This is a genomic window from Amycolatopsis sp. FU40, from assembly GCF_021903635.1.
In the GTDB taxonomy this organism is placed as follows: Bacteria; Actinomycetota; Actinomycetes; order Mycobacteriales; family Pseudonocardiaceae; genus Amycolatopsis; species Amycolatopsis dendrobii.
On the sequence record NZ_CP091381.1, the window covers coordinates 648728 to 666367 of the forward strand.

Sequence of the window (17640 nt, forward strand, 5' to 3'; positions counted from 1 at the left end):
GCCACGACGTCGAACTGCTCGGCGACGTCGTGAACAAGGTGTGGTTCCTCGACGCCACGCGCGGCGAGATCGACATCTACAACATGAGCTGGCAGCGCTATCTCGACGCGCGCGCCACCGACGAGAAGCGCCGCCGCCGCGAGCGCGCGAACGCCGAGAAGAAGGCGTCCGCGCTGCAGGCGCAGGCCGCCAAACTCGGCGCGAAGGCGACCAAGGCCGTCGCGGCCAAGAACATGGCCCGGCGCGCGGAGCAGATGCTCTCCTCGCTCGACGAGACGCGCCAGGCGGACAAGGTCGCCCGGATCAAGTTCCCGGAGCCCGCCTCGTGCGGGCGCACGCCGCTGACCGCGGACGGATTGTCCAAGTCGTACGGTTCGCTCGAGATCTTCACCGGCGTCGATCTGGCGATCGACCGCGGCTCGAAGGTCGTGGTGCTCGGATTGAACGGCGCCGGAAAGACGACATTGCTCCGGCTGCTCGGCGGAATGGAAACGCCGGACACCGGATCCGTCGAACCGGGTCACGGATTGCGTTTGGGCTATTACGCACAGGAACACGAAACTCTCGACCACGAAGCGTCGGTGTGGGAAAACATCCGCCATCTCGCGCCGGACACCGGCGCGCAGGAGCTGCGGAACCTGCTCGGCTCGTTCCTGTTCACCGGCGAACAGCTCGACCAGCCCGCCGGAACCCTGTCCGGCGGCGAGAAGACCCGGCTCGCACTCGCTGGACTCGTGTCCAGCCAAGCCAATGTGCTGCTGCTGGACGAACCGACGAACAACCTGGACCCGGCCAGCCGCGCCCAGGTTCTCGACGCGCTGCGCAGCTTCGCCGGCGCGGTCGTGCTGGTGACGCACGACCCGGGCGCGGTCGAGGCGCTCGAACCCGAGCGCGTGATCCTGCTTCCGGACGGAACCGAGGACCACTGGTCCGCGGATTATCTTGAACTTGTCCAGCTTGCCTGACCGAGTGCGTCCGTTCGGGTGCTTACCGTGTCGGGCAAAGCACTGGAATGGCCCAATGTGATCGCGGTTTCGATCGTTTTAGCGCTGTCGTCTGGCAATCCGGCGCGTAGTGTTCGATCATTGCCCCGGCAGGGGCCGCGAATGGCCCGGAACAACCACTCGGCGGGAAGGCGATCGACGTGGCTGATCTCAAGAAAGGCGCGCGGATCACCGGCAACACGCGCGACAAGCTGGCCGCTGACCTGAAGAAGAAATACGAGAAGGGCTCGAGCATCCGGGCGCTGGCCGAATCCACCGGACGGTCCTACGGGTTCGTCCACCGGGTGCTGTCGGAGTCCGGGGTCCAGCTGCGGGGGCGCGGCGGGGCCACGCGAGTCAAGAAGAAGTAGCGTCAGCGCGGCCGCTGCGCGGGGGGCGCACGGTCGAAGCGGTCGTCCGGAAGGTCAGCGCGGCGCCGAGGAGTACCAGCGGGTACACGAGGTAGCCGTACCGGGTGGCCGGAGTAAGCAGGATCAACGCGCCGAGTCCGACGGCGGTTCGCGTCAGTGCAGCGGATCCCGTCGCGGGGGGCCGGCGCGCCAGCCAGATCAGCATCGCCACTGCCGCAACACCCACCAGCACCAGGGAAATCACGGTGCCGGCCGGTCCGGTCTGTGCGATCAGATGCCCGGGCAGCGGGCTCGCCGCGGGGGAGCGGACCGCGCCCATGCCGAGCGGGAAGCGGATCACGTGCTCGGTGAACGCCGCCGGGTTCGCCAGATACACCGGCAGATGCAGCGCGATCGTCGTCGCGGCCAGCGCGCCCGCGAAGCGACCCGTTGCCGCCCAAGGATTTTCGCCGCGCGCACGCCGGTAAACGAATACCGCGAGCACCGCGGCGGCAGGCGCGACGATGAGTTTCGCGCTGATCACCAGCGCCAGCACGAACCCGGTCCATCCGGGACGCCCCGATGCGGCGAGCGCGAAGGTCAGCACGAGCAGGCCGACGATCGCGAGGTCCGGACCGGCCACCGCCCAGGTCAGCGCGGTCAGCGGACACGCGATCGCGAGCTGTGCGGCGAAAACCGGGATCCGGGGCCGGTTCAGCAGCCGCCAGGACGCGTACGCGCAGATCACCGCGGCCAGCGCGAACATCCAGCGCGCGTCGGTCAGTGCATTGAGGACTGGAGTGCCGCCGAACAACGCGCGCGGCAGCCCGAAAACGGTCATCACCGGGCCGTACGGCGTGTAATCGTTCACTTCCGGTGCGCGGTGGAGCGCGGTGATGTCGATGTACGGGGTTCCGTGCCGCAGCAACAGATCCGCACTGCGTTCGATCACCCACACCTCGGGCTGCGCGGCCCAGGAGAACGGAGTGATCAGCCAGTCCGTTCCGGTCAGCCGCCGGATCACGAGCATCAGCAGCGGCGCGCACATCGCGAGCACGATCACCGCGCCGATACCGATCCAGCGCGACCCGAATTTGCCGTTAGTTTGCATTCCGCGGCGCGCGGAAATCGTCAGCCAGGCACTGTGCGCGGCGGCCAATCCGTATCCGGCGACGGCGAAATCGCCCCAGATCCGGTAGCCGTAGAACTCCGAAGCGAGCGCGGTGCCGAGCGCGAAGGCGAAGCAGCCGAGATAAAAGACGAGATCCCAGCCGGCGACGCGCACGGGATGGGCTTCCTCGGCGCGCGCAGGGGCCATCAGCAGTTGCACCCGCGTTTCCTCCCCGGCTCGCCGACCCCGAAACGCCAGGCTACCGAGCCGGGCCGCGCCGGATCCCACCGCCCGTGGCCCGTGCGGGCCCAAGGTCCGTGATGGGCTGCTCCAGGAAATCCGGGTCCGTCGGGGAGCCTGGCGCGGACGTCGGGAAGAATGCCGGGCGTCCCGGTGTTGTGCAGGGCATCTCCGGAAAAAAGTTCAACTAAACTAGAGGTTTTCACCAGCTGGGGGACACTCCGATGGACAACACCTGGGCGCTGCTCAGTTCCGCGATGCGAGCTGGCGACGCGCCGAAAGCACTGACCCGGGGCACGGTTCGCCGGGTCGCGCGGTTCGCCCGCCCGCACTGGGTGCGGCTGCTGGCCTTCCTGGTGCTCACCGTGATCTCGGCGGTGCTGGCGGTGACGACGCCGGTGCTCGCGGGCAAGGTCGTCGACGCGATCGTCGGCGGGCACGAGCTGAACGTGGTGATCTGGCTGTCGGTGGTGATCGCGGTGCTCGCGATCCTCGACGCCGGGCTCGGCCTCGCCGAACGCTGGCAGTCCGCGCGGATCGGCGAGGGGATCATCCTCGACCTGCGCGTGGCGGTGTTCGAGCACGTGCAGAAGCTGCCGATCGCGTTCTTCACGCGCACCCGCACCGGTGCGCTGGTCAGCAGGCTCAACAACGACGTGATCGGCGCGCAGCGCACCTTCACCGCGACTTTGTCCGGTTTGGTCACCAATGTGATCCAGCTGGCGCTGTCGCTCGTGGTGATGGTGTCGCTCTCGTGGCAGGTCACGCTCGTCGCGCTGGTCCTGTTGCCGATTTTCGTGCTGCCCGCCCGCAGGCTCGGCCGCCGCATGGCCGGATTGCAGCGCGAGGCCGCGCAGCTCAACGCCGGGATGACCACGCAGATGACCGAGCGGTTCTCCGCGCCGGGCGCCACGCTGGTGAAGCTCTTCGGGCGGCCGCGCCAGGAGGTCGCCGACTTCGGCCTCCGCGCCGGTCGGGTGCGCGACATCGGCGTCCGCACCGCGATGCTGACGCGCTGGCTCATGACCAGCCTGACCCTCGTGTCCGCGCTCGCGCAGGCGCTCGTCTACGGCCTCGGCGGCTACCTGGCGCTCACCGGCAAGCTCGAACCGGGCACCGTGGTGGCGCTGGCGCTGCTGCTGACCCGGCTGTACACGCCGCTGACCGCGCTCGCGAACGTGCGCGTGGACGTGATGACCGCGCTGGTGTCGTTCGAGCGGGTCTTCGAGGTGCTGGACCTGGAACCGATGATCAAGGAGCCGGCCGAGCCGAAGAAACTGCCCGAGGGCGGGGTTTCGGTCGAGTTCGCCGACGTGAAGTTCGGGTACCCGGCTGCGGACAAGTTCTCGCTCGCCTCGCTGGAGGACGTGGCCACTTTGGACAGCCGGGGCGGCGAGGAAGTGCTGCACGGCATCAGCTTCCGCGCCGAAGCCGGGCAGATGGTCGCGCTGGTCGGTTCGTCCGGTGCGGGCAAGTCGACGATCGCTTCGCTGCTGCCGCGGCTGTACGACGTGGACGCCGGCTCGGTGCGGCTGTCCGATGTGGACGTCAAGGACCTCAGTTTCGCTTCGCTGCGCGAAACCGTCGGCGTGGTGACCCAGGACGGGCACCTGTTCCACGACACGATCCGCGCCAACCTGAGCTACGCGCGCCCGGACGTCACGGACGACGAGATCTGGGCCGCGCTGGACAAGGCACGGCTGGGCGACCTGGTGCATTCGCTGCCGGACGGACTCGACACGACCGTCGGCGAACGCGGCTACCGGCTTTCCGGCGGCGAACGGCAGCGGCTCACCATCGCGCGATTGTTGCTGGCGCAGCCGAAGGTCGTAGTGCTGGACGAGGCGACCGCGCACCTGGACTCGGAATCCGAGGTCGCCGTGGGAGAAGCGCTCACCGGCGCGCTGGAAGGCCGGACGTCGCTGGTGATCGCGCACCGGCTGTCGACCGTGCGGGCGGCGGATCTGATCCTGGTGGTGGAAAACGGGGACATCGTGGAGCGCGGGACGCACGACGAACTGCTGGCGAAGGAAGGCCGGTACGCGGAGCTGTACCACACGCAGTTCGCGGAGGAGCCTGCTGCGGCGTAGGGGGGTCGTGAGTGTTGATCACGGTTAGAACCGTGATCAACACTCACGACGTCCTCAGCGCAACGCAGGCACTCGCGGCCCGTACTTGGCCAGCAGCGCCGCGTTCGCCTCGTCGCCACCCTCCACATTGGAGCTGCGCCACAACGGAACGTCGAGCCCTTCCGCGGTGCCCCGGTCGTAAACCTCGGCCAGAATCAAGTTCCACAAGAACGCATTGACCACAGTGGACAGGGGGCCAGTGCGCGGCGCGGCCGCCGGATAGCTGGCATCGCCGGGAATCACCAGCGAATCCAGCACCACAGTGCCTTCCTCGACCAGCGTCGTGGCGGAGCGACGCGGCGCGGCGGCCACGCACGCCCTCGACGTCACGGCGATCACCGAGGCGCCCCGGCGGCGCGCGCCAGCGGCCAATTCGACCGGGTACGGATTCACGCCGGACGTGGAAAAGACGACCAGCACGTCCTCCGGCCCCGGTGCGCGCTCGGCCAGCACCTCCTCGGCGAGCCCGGAACGGCGCTCGGTCCGCGTGCTCTGCTGCGCGCCGTGCAGCGGCAGCAGCTCCGGGTGGTACACGGGATACACGCAGGCGAGTCCGCCCGCGCGGTAGAACGTCTCGGCGACCGCCGCGAGCGAATGCCCGGCGCCGGCGGTGAAGACCAGCGCGTCGGCCCGGATCACCCCCAGCAGCAGATCGGCGGCGGCGGACACCTGCGCGGCGTTGGCCTCCGCGGCCGCCGCAAGCTGGTCCGAAGTGCTCTTCACGAGATCCGTGGCGCTCACCACACCTGCCCTTCCTCGCGGGTCCGGGCACCGAATCTATCGGGTGGACACGCTTCGTGGTGGATTACCGTGGAGTTGATCGAAATGGGGGTGCCGGTGAACGGGAAGCGGCAAAACGGCGGGCCGGATCCGGCCGTGCGGACGTGGCGGGCCCCCGGACAGACCCGCGCGGTGGCGCTCGTGCTGCACGGCGGGGCCGAACGCAGCACCGCGGTCGTCCAGCCGTGGCGATTGGCGTACCAGCGGATGGTGCCGCTGGCCCGCTCGCTGCGCCGCGCCGGAGGGCGGCACGGGCTGGAAGTCCGGCTGATGCGGAACCGGCTGTACGGCTGGAACGGGCGGATGGAAAGCCCGGTGCCGGACGCGCGCTGGGCCCTGGAACACATCAGAGCCGACCATCCCGGGCTGCCGGTGGTCCTCGTCGGCCATTCGATGGGCGGCCGCGTCGCGCTGCGGGTCGCCGACGATCCGGCGGTGACCGGGGTGTGCGCGATGGCCCCGTGGACGCCGCCGGGCGAGCCGGTGGACGCGGTGGCGGGCCGCGCGGTGCTGATCGCGCACGGCACCCGCGACCGGATGACCTCGCCCGCCGAGTCCTACGCCTTCGCCGCGCGCGCCCGCGAGGTCACCGACCTGGTCGCGCGATTCGAGATCGCGGGCGAGGGCCATTCGATGCTCCGCCGTCCCGCGGTCTGGACCCGGCTGATGTGTGCTTTCACACTGGACCGGATCGGAGTGGGCGAGACGGACGAGACTCTTCGTCAGGCCTGGTCCCGCCCTTCCGGCGACCGGTTGCGCATTCCGGGGTAACCGGAGTGCGCGGCCCGGTCGCGAAGGCACCGGGGACGAAGCGGGAATATCATGGGGAAGGGCTCGAAAGCCCGTTCGGAGGGAGTGTCTTGTCCACGTCACGAGTCGATCCGACAGTGGTCTCAGCGGTCTCGCAGCCGGTGCCCGACGCATCCCGATGGCCCGGCCTCGCCACGCCGCCGCACTCTCCGCTGCGGGCGCGCGCGGCCGAGGCACTGTTCCGGCACGCGGTGAAAACGCTGGACGTGCGGGTCTCGTTCCCGGACGGCACGGTGCTCGGCGCGGGCGGCCCGGACGCGCCGGAGATGCGCATTCACCGGCCCGCGGCGTTCTTCCACCGGCTCGGAGCCGACGCGAAGATCGGCTTCGGCGAGGCGTACCTGGTCGGCGACTGGACCGCGGAGGACCTGGCAGGCGTCCTCACGCCGTTCGCCGAGCGGCTCGCCACGCTCGTGCCGCCTTTCCTGCAGCGGTTCCGCCGGTTCGCGGAGCGCGTGCAGCCGACCGCGGAAGAGAACACGATCGAGGGCGCGCGGTCGAACATCCACCGGCACTACGACCTGTCGAACGACCTGTTCAGCGCGTTCCTGGACGAGTCGATGATGTACTCGTCGGCGCTGTTCGGGCCCGGGGACACGCTCACCCAGGCGCAGCACCGCAAGCTCGACAGCGTGCTCGACTACGCCGGCGTGCGCAAAGGCAGCGAGGTGCTGGAAATCGGCACCGGATGGGGCGAGTTGTCCATCCGCGCGGCCTCGCGCGGCGCGAAGGTCACGTCGCTGACCATCTCGCAGGAGCAGAAGGTGCTCGCCGACGCCCGGATCGCCGAAGCGGGCTTTTCCGACCGCGTCGACGTGCGGCTGTGCGACTACCGCGAGGCCACCGGCGAATACGACTCGGTGGTCAGCGTGGAGATGATCGAGGCGGTCGGGGCGTCCTACTGGCCGACGTTCTTCTCCACGATCGGCAAGCGGTTGCGCCCGGGCGGGCAGTTCGGCCTCCAGGCGATCACCATGGACCACGACCGGATGCTGGCCTCGGCCAAGTCCTACACGTGGATCCACAAGTACGTCTTCCCCGGCGGCATCATCCCGTCGGTGCAGGCGATCGAGGACGGGATGCGCGAGAACACCCGGCTGAAGCTGGCCGGGATGCGCGAGTTCGGCCAGGACTACGCCCGCACGCTCAAGCTGTGGCGGGACCGCTTCCAGCAGCGCTGGGACGACATCCGCGGCTTCGGGTTCGACGAGGTGTTCCGGCGGATGTGGGAGTTCTATCTCGCCTACTCCGAGGCCGGGTTCCGGTCGGGGCATCTGAAGGTCCACCAGTTCGGGTTCGCCGACCCGCGCTGAGGCCGTCTCACCTCGCCGGGACAACCCGCGTAGGGTCCCGCACGTCCACCGCAGGAGGACCGTGCAGGACTCTGCGCGGCCGCACACCGGATCGGGGAGACAGGCCCATGACGTACGGAGGCGACGACGGCAGGCGGCGCATGCCGCCCAGGCCACCGCAGCCACCCGCACGCCCGCGCCAGCAGCAGCGGGCGCAGATGCTGCCGCTGCCGGGGAGAGGGCAGAGCCCCTACGACGCCCGCACCCGGCCGATGGGCGCGCGCGGCGAGGCCCCGGCCCCGCCGCCGCCCGCACCGCCGAGGCAGGACCCGCCGGAGTACGGGGGCAGGCAGCCGCGGCCGCGCCGTCGCCGCCGGTGGAGCGTCGGCAAGATCCTGATGACGCTGCTCATCGTGTTCGTGCTGTTCGTGGGCGCGATCTGGGCGTATCTGGAGTTCAGCATCAACCGGGTGGACGCGATCGGCGACTACTCCGGGCGCCCGGCCGCGGCGTCGGGCACGAACTGGCTGATCGTCGGGTCGGACAGCCGCCAGGGCCTGAGCGCGGCGGACGAGGAGCGGCTGGCCACCGGCGATTCCGGCGAGGCGGGCGGGCAGCGCACCGACACGATCATGATCGCGCACCTGCCCGACAATTCGACGAAGCCGACGCTGCTGAGCCTGCCGCGCGACTCGCAGGTGAAGATCCCCGGCCACGGTACGAGCAAGATCAACGCCGCGTTCGCGCTCGGCGGCCCGAAACTGCTGGTCCAGACGGTCGAACAGGCCACCGGCCTGCGCATGGACCACTACGCGGAGATCGGCTTCGGCGGCTTCGCGAACATCGTCGACGCGATCGGCGGCGTCGACATGTGCATCGACAAGGACATGAGCGACCCGATGACCGGCATCGACATCAAGGCGGGCTGCCAGAAGCTCGACGGCCGCTCGGCGCTCGGCTTCGTCCGGATGCGGCACGCCGAGGCGACGCCGCGCTCGGACCTCGACCGGGTCGCGAACCAGCGGAAGTTCATCGGCGCGCTGGTGAGCCAGGTGGCGAGTCCCGGGACGCTGCTGAACCCGTTCGACTTCTTCCCGCTGCTCGGCTCCGCGCCGGACGCGCTGACCATGGACACCGGCGACCACGTGCACAACCTGGTCGGCCTGGCGATCGCGATGCGCGGTATCTCGTCGGACGGCGTCACGACCACGACGATGCCGATCACCGACGCGTCGGCGCAGCATTGGGACAAGAAGAAGTCCGCGCAGCTGTTCGACGCGCTGAAGAACGACAGCGAGGTGCCGAAGGACATCGTGCTGAACTGACGCTCTGTGGTGCGGCGGCGGCAGGCTCCGGGAAATTCGCGAGCCTGCCGCCGTTTCTGCTGTCAGGATGGCTCGCATGGAAACTCTTGCCGACGGTGTGGTCACCCTCGTTCGCTGGCGCCCGGAACATCGCGACGCTCAGGTGGCGACCGTCGTGGGATCCCTGGACCACCTCGCCGCGTGGATGCCCTGGGCGATCGACGGCTACGACCAGGCCAAGGGAGACGAGTTTCTGGCGCGCGTGGCCTCGCAGTGGGAGAGCGGGGAGGAGTACAACTACGCGATCTACACCCCGGACGACGAACTGGCGGGCAGCTGCGGCCTGATGCGCCGCGGGGACGGGTGGGAGATCGGGTACTGGCTCGCCAAGAGCCAGACGGGCAAGGGGTATGTGACGCGGGCGAGCGCTCTGCTGGTCGCTTTGGCTTGGCGGCTGGAGGCAGCGTTTGTGTTGATCAAGCACGATTCGGAGAATGCCCGCAGCGGCGCGGTTCCGGAGCGGTTGGGGTTCTCCCGGATGGGGGAGGAGAAGGCCGAGGGGCGGCTTCCGTCGGCCTGCAGCGGGGTGAATGTGGTGTGGCGGCTTGATCGGGCCGCTTGAGTGCCCGGCTGATCGGCACGGGGCAGGGCGAGAAACCCTGGCGCTGCTGTGCTTGAGAGCGCCCCACTGTGGCATTGAGTGCGTCGCATGCACCCAATGCCACAGTGGGGCAATCCTCGGCTGAGGCGGGGCTTCCGGGTGGCGCCGGTCAGGCGTCCGCGCGCTCCCGAAGCACCTTCAACGCCCGGTCAGCATGCGCCGTGAAGTTCAGCTCGCTCTTGATCACGTCCAGCACCCGCCGGTCCTCCGCGATCACGAACGTCTGCCGTTTCGTGTGCAGGGGCAGGATTTTGCGCCACACGCCGAACTGCTTCGCCACCGTACCGTCCACATCGGACAGAAGCGGATAGTCGAAATCGTGCTTCGCGGAGAACTCGCGCTGCTTGCCGACAGCGTCCGGGCTGATGCCGACCCGCTGCGCGCCCGCCTCGGCGAATTCCGCGGCGAGGTCCCGGAAATGGCAGCTTTCAGCGGTGCAGCCGCTCGTCATCGCGGCCGGGTAGAAGAACAGCACGACCGGTCCGTCGGCGAGGAGGGCGGACAGGGTGCGGTCGACGCCCTGGTCGTCGGGGAGGGTGAAGTCGGGGGCGAGGTCGCCAGGCTGCATCGGGGTAACCTTTCGGTCGTCGGCAACGCCATTTTGCCTGGGTGCCGGACACGTAGTCGCGGCGACCTCGGCAAACGACCGCGAGACCGCCTGAACCTTCCTGCTCACCAGCCCTGCTCGCCCCGGTTCCTCCAGGGCGCGTGCTGGCCGTCGCCTGATCGAGATCAGCTGTCCGTAACTTCTGAGCCGCTGAGACCGACAAGAAAGGACGTCAACTGGGACTGAAGTCGATTGCGGAGGAAATTGTGGTGCTGCTCAAGAAGAAGACGCCCGAAGAGGCAGCCGCGGAAGCCGCGGCGAAGGAGCAGGCACGCCGTGCGGCGGAGGATCGCAAACGCCAGGCGCAACTGGAGAAGGAAAGGCAAGCGTTTGAGCAGTCCCCAGCCGGGCGCGCCCGGGCGGCATTCAGGAAGGGCGACCACGTCTTCCAGTTCTCCATCGACGTAATGAACCAGAAGGCCGTCATCGTCGCGATGGTCGGCGGCACGACGACACAGCGGACGAGCGACCCTGTCGACGTGCTCAACTCCGTGTGCCGCGAAGGCTGGGACCTGGTCAACGGTTCGTTCGTCTTCGTCGAGCAGGGCCAGGAGAGCCGTGACAAGTTCATGTCGTCCGGACAGAACGTTGCGGTCAAAGGCGAAGTGGTGGGCTACTACCTGTTCAAGCGCTGCGAGGCGAACCGGCAGGCGGCATAGGCGCACGAAAGCCAGGGTCAGCCGGCGTGCCGGGCGATCATTTCGTCGACCTCGTCGCCCGTCGCGGACTCTGCCACGAACGAACCCCGCGCCGCCAGTACGCCCTGTTCCCGCAGCCGTTCCGCGTGGCCAGCGTCCCGAACGCCCTCCGCGCCGATGCGCAGCCCCAGCTCCTTCGCTCGCGTGACCAGCTGCGACAGGTGCCGCACGTCGGTCTCGGACGGGTCGGGGTCCGCCAGTGCGTCGACGACCGGGCCGCTCAGGATGACGTGTTTGACCGGGAGCTGGTAGCGCGGGATGAGTTCCAGGTCGGACGAGCCGGAGATGGTGAGCACGAGTTGTGCGCCCAGGTCGGCGAGCACGCTGAACGAGTCCAGCAGTTCGCCTTCGCCGTCGAACATCGACGCGCGGTCGGTGCACAGCCGCAGCGCTCGCGCGGGCAGGCGGTGCCGGTCTAGCTGATTCTTGACCAGCAGCACCAGATCCGGGTCGATGGCGAGCCGCTTCGGCAGGCGGATGCAGACGTCCGGCGCGGCGGGGCCGTACTGTTCGCGCCAGCGCGCGGTCGCGCCCAGCGATTCCTGCAGCAGCCATTTGCCGAGCGGCACGGTCATTCCGGTGGTCTGCGCGAGCGGGTAGAACTCCTCGGGCCCGAGTTCGCCGCGTTCGGGGTGGCTCCAGAGCAGCCCGGCGTTCACCGCGGCGATCTCGTCCGGCTTCGCGAGCTTGACCGTCGGCTGGTAGATCAGCGAGAACTCGCCGTTCTCCAGCGCACCGGCGATCACCGCGCCGAGCTGGTAGCGGTTGCGGTCCCGTGCGTCGAGCTGCGGGTCGAACAGCATCCACTGCGCCTTGCCCGCCTCCTTGGCGCGGTGCAGCGCCAGTTCGGCCGCGCGCAGCAGATCGCTGTGGCTGCCGTCGTTCGCCGGGCGCACGACGATCCCGATGCTCGCGCTCACGCCGATGCCGTGCCCGTCGACGTACACCGGCTCGCTGAGCTCCTCCAGCACCCGGTCGGCCAGCACGACCGTCTTCTGCGCGGTCAGCTCCGGGCCGCGCAGCAACACCGCGAAACCGTCGCCGGACAGCCGCGCGACGTAGTCCTCGTGCTGGCCGTCGAACACCGACTTCAGCTTCCTCGAGATCGCCTTCAGCACCTGGTCGCCCATGCCGGCGCCGAGTCCGTCGTTGATCACCTTGAACCCGTCGATGTCCAGGTACAGCAAGGCGATCTCGTCGGAACCGCCCGAGCCGAGGGCGAGTTCGAGCTGGGCGTTGAACGCGGCGCTGTTCGGCAGTCCGGTCAGCGGATCGTGCAGGTTCTGGTGGCGCAGCCGTTCGCCGAGCAGGTGCAGGTCGTCGTCATCGGCGGCCATGAACACCGGGAAGTACGTGCCCGGCCGGTCGCCGGGCAGCGACGCGAGCGTGACGTTCGTGGTCAGTTCGCCGTCGCGGCTGTGGCCGAGCTGCACACTTTGGACAGTCCGGCGGGCGTCGGCGGTGAGGGGCAGGCCGTCGAGCGCGGTGCGCAGCCGTTCGGCGTCCTGCGGGCCGGCGGCGAGATCCGCGATGTGCCTGTCCCGCAACGCTGTCGTGGAGGTGCCGAGCAGCCGAGCCAGCGCGCCGTTCGCCTCGACGACGTTCCCGGCCGCGTCGGTGAGCGCGATGCCGAGCGGCGCGGAGGAGAAGAGCGCGGTGAACCGGCGCGTGGCACCCGCGTCCTCGGGACGCGCGGCGACCTCGCCGGCGAAGTCGAGCAGGAACCGCTCCACCTCGGCGGGAGGGAGCGTTACTCCGTTGGTGTCAGTCAGCGCCGCCGCGTACTTGCGCGCGACGTCGACCAACCCTGGCATGGCACCAGGCTCCGGCACACTCCACCTCTTCACACGCGGACAAAGACCAGCTCAGGCCCGGTGCGGAGGATCCGAAGACCCACACTGGGTACGAGTTGGCCATAAGTGATGCCACGGCATCACGGACCAAACAGGGTGTCTACCGGCTGAACGAGTGATGGGCACTACACAACTGGTGACATCAAGTCACCTTGAGTACACGAAGGTGGCCTGTACTGCGGTTTTGTCTCCAGCTGTCGACCTTTCTGTCCCGCTCGGCGGCCGTCAACGATAGGCCAACCGGGCGGGCAGTCCGTCGGCGGGCACCGGAAGCGAGACGTAGTCCCACTTGGCGACGTAGTCCTCGGGCACCGACCAGCGGTGCGCCCGCAGCAGCTCGTGCATGAGCGCTTTCACCTCAAGGCCGCCGAACTGCAACCCGATGCACTTGTGCGCGCCGCCGCCGAACGGCATCCACGCGAACCGGTGCGACTTGTCCTCGCGGCGGTCCGGCCCGAACCGCTCGGGGTCGAAGCGCAGCGGATCGGTCCAGTGCTCGGGGGAGTAGTGGTTCAGCGTCGGCGAAACCGCGACCATCGTGCCTTCCGGCAGGTAATGGCCGAGGACGGCAGTGTCCTTTGTGGTCTTTCGGGCCAGCGACGGCACCGGCGCGCGCAGCCGCAGCGCCTCCTTCATCACCAGATCCAGCGTTTCGAGGCTTTCCAGCGCGTCGAGGTCCGGCAGATCGTCGCCGAGCCGCAGCGACTCCTCGCGGGCGCGCTCCTGCCATTCCGGGTGTTTGGCGAGGTAGTAGGCCATCGCGCTGGCGGTGATGGTGGTCGTGTCGTGCGCGGCCATCATCAGGAAGATCATGTGGTTGACGATGTCGGCGTCGCTGAACCGGTCGCCGTCCTCGGAGACCGCGTGGCAGAGCGCGGAGAACAGGTCGTCGCCGTCCGCGTCGCGCTTGGCCGCCAGGTTCTCGCCGAAATAGCGCTCCAGCGTCCGCCTGCCGCGCAAACCCGCGGCCCAGCGACCGCCGGGCACCGGATATCGCACCACGGCGGTACCGGCGCGCACAGCGGCCACAAACGCGCGGTTGATGCGCTCGGCGTCGGAGGCGGAGCGCATGCCCATGAAAACCTGCGTCGCGACGTCCAGCGTCAGCTGCTTGAACGCCCAATACAGCTGGGGGCGGCCGGACGGCAGCGCGGCGACGCCTTCGCGCAGCGCCGGACCCATCTGCGCGACGTAGCCGCGGAGCCGGTCGCGGGTGAACGCCTCCTGCATGATCCGCCGGTGCAGGTGGTGCTCGCCGAAATCGAGCAGCATGAGCCCGCGCTCGAAGAACCGCTCGATGAAGAACTTCCAGCCCTCCTGGGAAAACGCCTTGTCCTTGTTCACGAGCGCGGCCTGGGTGGCTTCGGCTCCGGACAGCGTCACGATCCGCTGGCCGAACACGCCCATCCACGACACCGGGCCGAACTGCTCGAAGCGGTGCAGGCTGAAGTCGAGGCCGAACCGCATCCCGTCGAGCGTGTGGCCGATCAGCGGCGGCCCGTCGTCGCCGAGCACCGGTTTCAGGCCGCTGCCCGCCGGGGGAGGCGCGAGCTCGCGGACCGGCCAGCGCGCGCCGAGCCATCGGTCGTCCACCTTGCGCGGCAACGGGATCATGGTCAGCGGCGGCATCCGGCCGCGCAGGTTCTCCGACAGCCGCGTGACGCCGTCGCTCCCGGCGTGGGCGACCCTGCCGAGCGCGCCGCCTGCCGTCGGGAGTCCCGTCTTTCCGGTCACGTCCGCCATGGCGACCACCTCCCGGCAAGGGTATCGGTCGCGTCCACGGTCCCCTGTTATTGACGCGATGACAATACCTTGCGGGCCTGCCGTTCGGGTGATCCTCGGACCGGTGCCGGGCGGCGCGGCCGGCCGCCCGGCGCCGGGGTGGGTCAGCGAGGTTCGGCGCGCAGTTCCCGGGCCGCGTCGACCAGGTGCCGCAGCGCCGGTTCGACCTCGGCGTAACCGCGGGTCTTGAGGCCGCAGTCCGGGTTGATCCACAGCCGTTCCGCCGGAACCGCGCCGAGCGCCGTGCGCACCAGGTCGGCCATCTCGTCCTGGTCCGGCACGCGTGGCGAGTGGATGTCGTACACGCCTGGACCGACGCCGCGGCCGAAGCCCGCTTCGTTCAGATCGGCGAGCACTTCCGTCTTCGAGCGGGCGGCCTCGATGCTGGTGACGTCCGCGTCGAGGGCGTCGATCGCGGGCAGCACGTCGCCGAATTCCGAGTAGCACATGTGCGTGTGGATCTGGGTGGTTTCCGCGGCGCCCGAGGTGGCCAGCCGGAACGCGGGGACTGCCCAGCCGAAGTACGCCTCGCGGTCCGCCGCGTGCAGCGGCAGCAGTTCCCGTAATGCCGGTTCATCGACCTGCACGATCCGGATCCCGGCGGCTTCCAGGTCCGCGACCTCGTCCCGGACCGCCAGCGCGACCTGGCGTGCGGTGTCGGCCAGCGGCTGGTCGTCGCGGACGAACGACCACGCCAGGATCGTGACCGGGCCGGTCAGCATGCCCTTCACCGGGCGGTCGGTGCGGCTTTGCGCGTACTGCGCCCATTCGACGGTCATCGGTCGCGGCCGGGAGACGTCGCCGAAGAGGATTGGCGGGCGGACGCAACGGGATCCGTACGACTGGACCCAGCCGAGGGCGGTCGCCGCGAAGCCGGTGAGCTGTTCGGCGAAGTACTGGACCATGTCGTTGCGCTCGGGTTCGCCGTGCACGAGGACGTCTAAGCCCAGGTCTTCCTGCAGCCGTACGACGCGGTCGATTTCGGTGCGCATCGCGGTGCGGTAGGCGGTGTCGTCGAGTTTGCCCGCGCGATGTGCGGCTCGGGCTCGGCGTACCTCGCTGGTTTGCGGGAAGGAGCCGATCGTGGTGGTCGGCAGCGGCGGAAGGTTCAGCGCTTTCTGTTGTGCTGCAGCGCGTTCTGCATACGGCGCGCGGACGGTGTCTTCTGGTTGGAGGGCTCCGACGCGGGCTCGGACGTCGGTGTCGTTGAGTTCGGCGGCTCCGGCCCGGTCGGCGACTGCGGCTCGTGCCGGGCCGAGGTCGACGTTCTCTCCGCTGAGCGCTCGGCCGAGCAGCACGACCTCGTCCACCTTTTGCCGGGCGAAGGCCAGCCAGTTCTTGAGCCGCGGGTCGAGGTCTGTTTCCGCGCGCACGTCGTAGGGGACGTGAAGGAGCGAGCATGACGTCGAGATGCTCACGTGTGCTGCGGTGTCCCTCAGCCGGGCTGCGCGGGCCAGAGCGACGCCTGGGTCTGTGCGCCAGACATTCCGGCCGTCGACGACCCCGGCTAGGACTTCCTTGTCTCGCAGCGCTCCTTCCTCGGCGACTTTGTCCACAAAGGATTCATCGGTCACCAGATCGACGGCTATCGCTTCGATGGGGGAGCGGGCCAGGACGCCCAGTGCCCGGCCGAGGCCGCCGAAGTATCCGGCTGCCAGCAGCTTCGGGCGGTGGTTTTCCTTGGCCAGCCAGTGGTAAGCGCGGGTGAGCGCGTTGCACTCCGGCGTGGTTCGGTCGGCTGCGAAGGCCGGTTCGTCCAACTGGACCCATTCGACGCCCTGGTCGGCCAGTTTGCCCAGTAGCTCGGCATATGCGGGCAGCAGTTCGTCCAGCAGGTCCAGCGGGGTGAAGCCGGGTTCGGCCGACTTCGCCAGCAGCAGGAAGGTGACCGGGCCGACGAGCACGGGGCGGGTGGTGATGCCGAGCGCCTTTGCCTCGCGGACCTCGTCGACCGGTGTGGTGCCGGTGAGTGCGAAGCGGGAGTCCGGGCCCAGTTCCGGGACGAGGTAGTGGTAGTTGGTGTCGAACCATTTGGTCATTTCGAGCGCGGGCGCGTCCGGCACCCCGCGTGCTGCGGCGAAGTAGGTGTCCAGTGGCGACAGGCCCAGCCGGGTGAAGCGTTCCGGCAGGGCGCCGAAGAGGGCGGCGGTGTCCAACACCTGGTCGTAGAGCGAGAAAGTGCTGGACGGGATCGAGTCGAGGCCCTGGTCCCGCAGGGTCGTCCAGGTTTGCTCGCGCAGCTGCCGTCCGGTGGCTCGTAGTTCTTCCTCGGTGCTCTTTCCCGCCCAGCAGGCCTCGAGCGCTCGCTTCAGTTCGCGGGCCGGGCCGATTCGCGGGTAGCCGAGAATCGTGGTGCCGATCGTGTTCACAGCATGCATCCTCACGTGCTCGCCGGAAGAGCCCGGGCACGCGGAAACGCCGTGCTTCGGTCGGCGCCTTGTCCCGCGAGGCCCGGACTCACGCACGCCGTCGGCGTGCGTGCCATTGGCAGGTATTCGGACTCGTGGGCGTATCGCTCGTGCCTACCGGCTGTCGCTTCCCGGGCTTGGCGCCCAGTGCTTTACCGCGTTTCGCGGTGACAGCTTTCGTTCCCACATACCGCTGCGGGGCAGTCCCGGAATCGCACCGGGTTCCCTGTTGCCTCGTCGGGACGCGGCTGCGTCCTGGCGAACCAGTGGCGGGGTCAGCTTACCGGGTCCGGGGCCAGGATGCGGGTGTCCCAGGGTTCGGGAGGGATCGTCGTGCTGCTTGCCGGAGCAGGAGGGAGCGTTGCGAGACGAACGGAGGAGCTGCACCGTGCTGTCTGGCGTCAAGCATGGTGCAGCTGATGTTTTTGGTGCACCGTCCGTTAACGCCTGGCCATTGCTCACTGACGGGCCATATTTTCTGCTTATTTTTCAGTCTCTGCTCGAAATTGCTGTGCACACCAGGGAACATCCGTTGACTGGGTTGTCGCCCGGTCGGCGGTTTCTTGCGTGCAACAGCCAGGATAAGGTGTGGAGTTGCTGGTGACGCGCCAACATTCGGGAGACTCAGTTCG

Annotated in this window: 14 protein-coding genes and 1 riboswitch; of the genes, 8 read left to right on the top strand and 6 right to left on the bottom strand. The window is 69.0% G+C overall.

The window, feature by feature from the left end:
* Positions 1 to 38: 38 nt before the first annotated feature.
* Entirely contained in the window at positions 39 to 965 is a 927-nt protein-coding gene (locus L3Q65_RS47550) for an ABC-F family ATP-binding cassette domain-containing protein (RefSeq protein WP_370648251.1), read from the top strand.
* Positions 966 to 1144: 179 nt separating this feature from the next.
* On the top strand, positions 1145 to 1354 hold the full coding sequence (locus tag L3Q65_RS04260) for a helix-turn-helix domain-containing protein (protein ID WP_003071237.1): 210 nt from the start codon (positions 1145 to 1147) through the stop codon (positions 1352 to 1354).
* Here the strand turns inward: L3Q65_RS04260 and L3Q65_RS04265 are convergent.
* Complete coding sequence (locus L3Q65_RS04265) at positions 1341 to 2651, bottom strand: glycosyltransferase 87 family protein (RefSeq protein WP_182896155.1); 1311 nt, start codon at positions 2649 to 2651, stop codon at positions 1341 to 1343. The genes L3Q65_RS04260 and L3Q65_RS04265 overlap by 14 nt on opposite strands.
* A 257-nt stretch (positions 2652 to 2908) precedes the next feature.
* Here L3Q65_RS04265 and L3Q65_RS04270 point away from each other — a divergent pair, with 257 nt between their 5' ends.
* Positions 2909 to 4774: an ABC transporter ATP-binding protein gene (locus L3Q65_RS04270; protein ID WP_237598820.1), complete on the top strand. Its 1866-nt coding sequence runs from the start codon at positions 2909 to 2911 to the stop codon at positions 4772 to 4774.
* Between the two features lie 54 nt (positions 4775 to 4828).
* On the opposite strand, the gene L3Q65_RS04275 is transcribed toward L3Q65_RS04270, so the two are convergent.
* A complete protein-coding gene (locus L3Q65_RS04275; protein WP_237598821.1) occupies positions 4829 to 5557 on the bottom strand; it encodes an SIS domain-containing protein in 729 nt (242 codons plus the stop codon).
* Positions 5558 to 5638: 81 nt separating this feature from the next.
* Here L3Q65_RS04275 and L3Q65_RS04280 point away from each other — a divergent pair, with 81 nt between their 5' ends.
* The 4 genes from L3Q65_RS04280 (at position 5639) to L3Q65_RS04295 (ending at position 9621) form a co-directional block, all read left to right on the top strand.
* Complete coding sequence (locus tag L3Q65_RS04280; RefSeq protein WP_182896154.1) at positions 5639 to 6364, top strand: alpha/beta hydrolase; 726 nt, start codon at positions 5639 to 5641, stop codon at positions 6362 to 6364.
* 89 nt (positions 6365 to 6453) lie between these two features.
* The gene (locus tag L3Q65_RS04285) at positions 6454 to 7716 is read left to right on the top strand and encodes a cyclopropane-fatty-acyl-phospholipid synthase family protein (RefSeq protein ID WP_237598822.1); all 1263 of its coding nucleotides are present in this window, start codon (positions 6454 to 6456) and stop codon (positions 7714 to 7716) included.
* 107 nt (positions 7717 to 7823) lie between these two features.
* Positions 7824 to 9020, top strand: a complete 1197-nt coding sequence (locus L3Q65_RS04290) for an LCP family protein (RefSeq protein WP_182896090.1) — start codon at positions 7824 to 7826, stop codon at positions 9018 to 9020.
* A 76-nt stretch (positions 9021 to 9096) separates the two neighbouring features.
* A complete protein-coding gene (locus L3Q65_RS04295; protein WP_237598823.1) occupies positions 9097 to 9621 on the top strand; it encodes a GNAT family N-acetyltransferase in 525 nt (174 codons plus the stop codon).
* Positions 9622 to 9769: 148 nt separating this feature from the next.
* On the opposite strand, the gene L3Q65_RS04300 is transcribed toward L3Q65_RS04295, so the two are convergent.
* Positions 9770 to 10228 (bottom strand): peroxiredoxin, encoded by a 459-nt coding sequence (locus L3Q65_RS04300; protein ID WP_182896088.1) that lies wholly within the window; start codon positions 10226 to 10228, stop codon positions 9770 to 9772.
* Positions 10229 to 10476: 248 nt separating this feature from the next.
* Between L3Q65_RS04300 and L3Q65_RS04305 the strand changes: the two genes are divergently transcribed.
* Positions 10477 to 10926, top strand: a complete 450-nt coding sequence (locus tag L3Q65_RS04305; protein ID WP_237598824.1) for a hypothetical protein — start codon at positions 10477 to 10479, stop codon at positions 10924 to 10926.
* A 17-nt stretch (positions 10927 to 10943) separates the two neighbouring features.
* On the opposite strand, the gene L3Q65_RS04310 is transcribed toward L3Q65_RS04305, so the two are convergent.
* The 3 genes from L3Q65_RS04310 to metE all read right to left on the bottom strand — a co-directional run bounded on the left by L3Q65_RS04310 (position 10944) and on the right by metE (position 16978).
* Positions 10944 to 12779 (bottom strand): diguanylate cyclase domain-containing protein, encoded by a 1836-nt coding sequence (locus tag L3Q65_RS04310; protein WP_237598825.1) that lies wholly within the window; start codon positions 12777 to 12779, stop codon positions 10944 to 10946.
* 264 nt (positions 12780 to 13043) lie between these two features.
* Complete coding sequence (locus L3Q65_RS04315) at positions 13044 to 14447, bottom strand: cytochrome P450 (protein ID WP_182896153.1); 1404 nt, start codon at positions 14445 to 14447, stop codon at positions 13044 to 13046.
* 257 nt (positions 14448 to 14704) lie between these two features.
* A complete protein-coding gene (metE, locus tag L3Q65_RS04320) occupies positions 14705 to 16978 on the bottom strand; it encodes a 5-methyltetrahydropteroyltriglutamate--homocysteine S-methyltransferase (RefSeq protein WP_370648171.1) in 2274 nt (757 codons plus the stop codon).
* Positions 16979 to 17068: 90 nt separating this feature from the next.
* A riboswitch (cobalamin riboswitch) is annotated at positions 17069 to 17291 on the bottom strand.
* Positions 17292 to 17640: the final 349 nt, after the last annotated feature.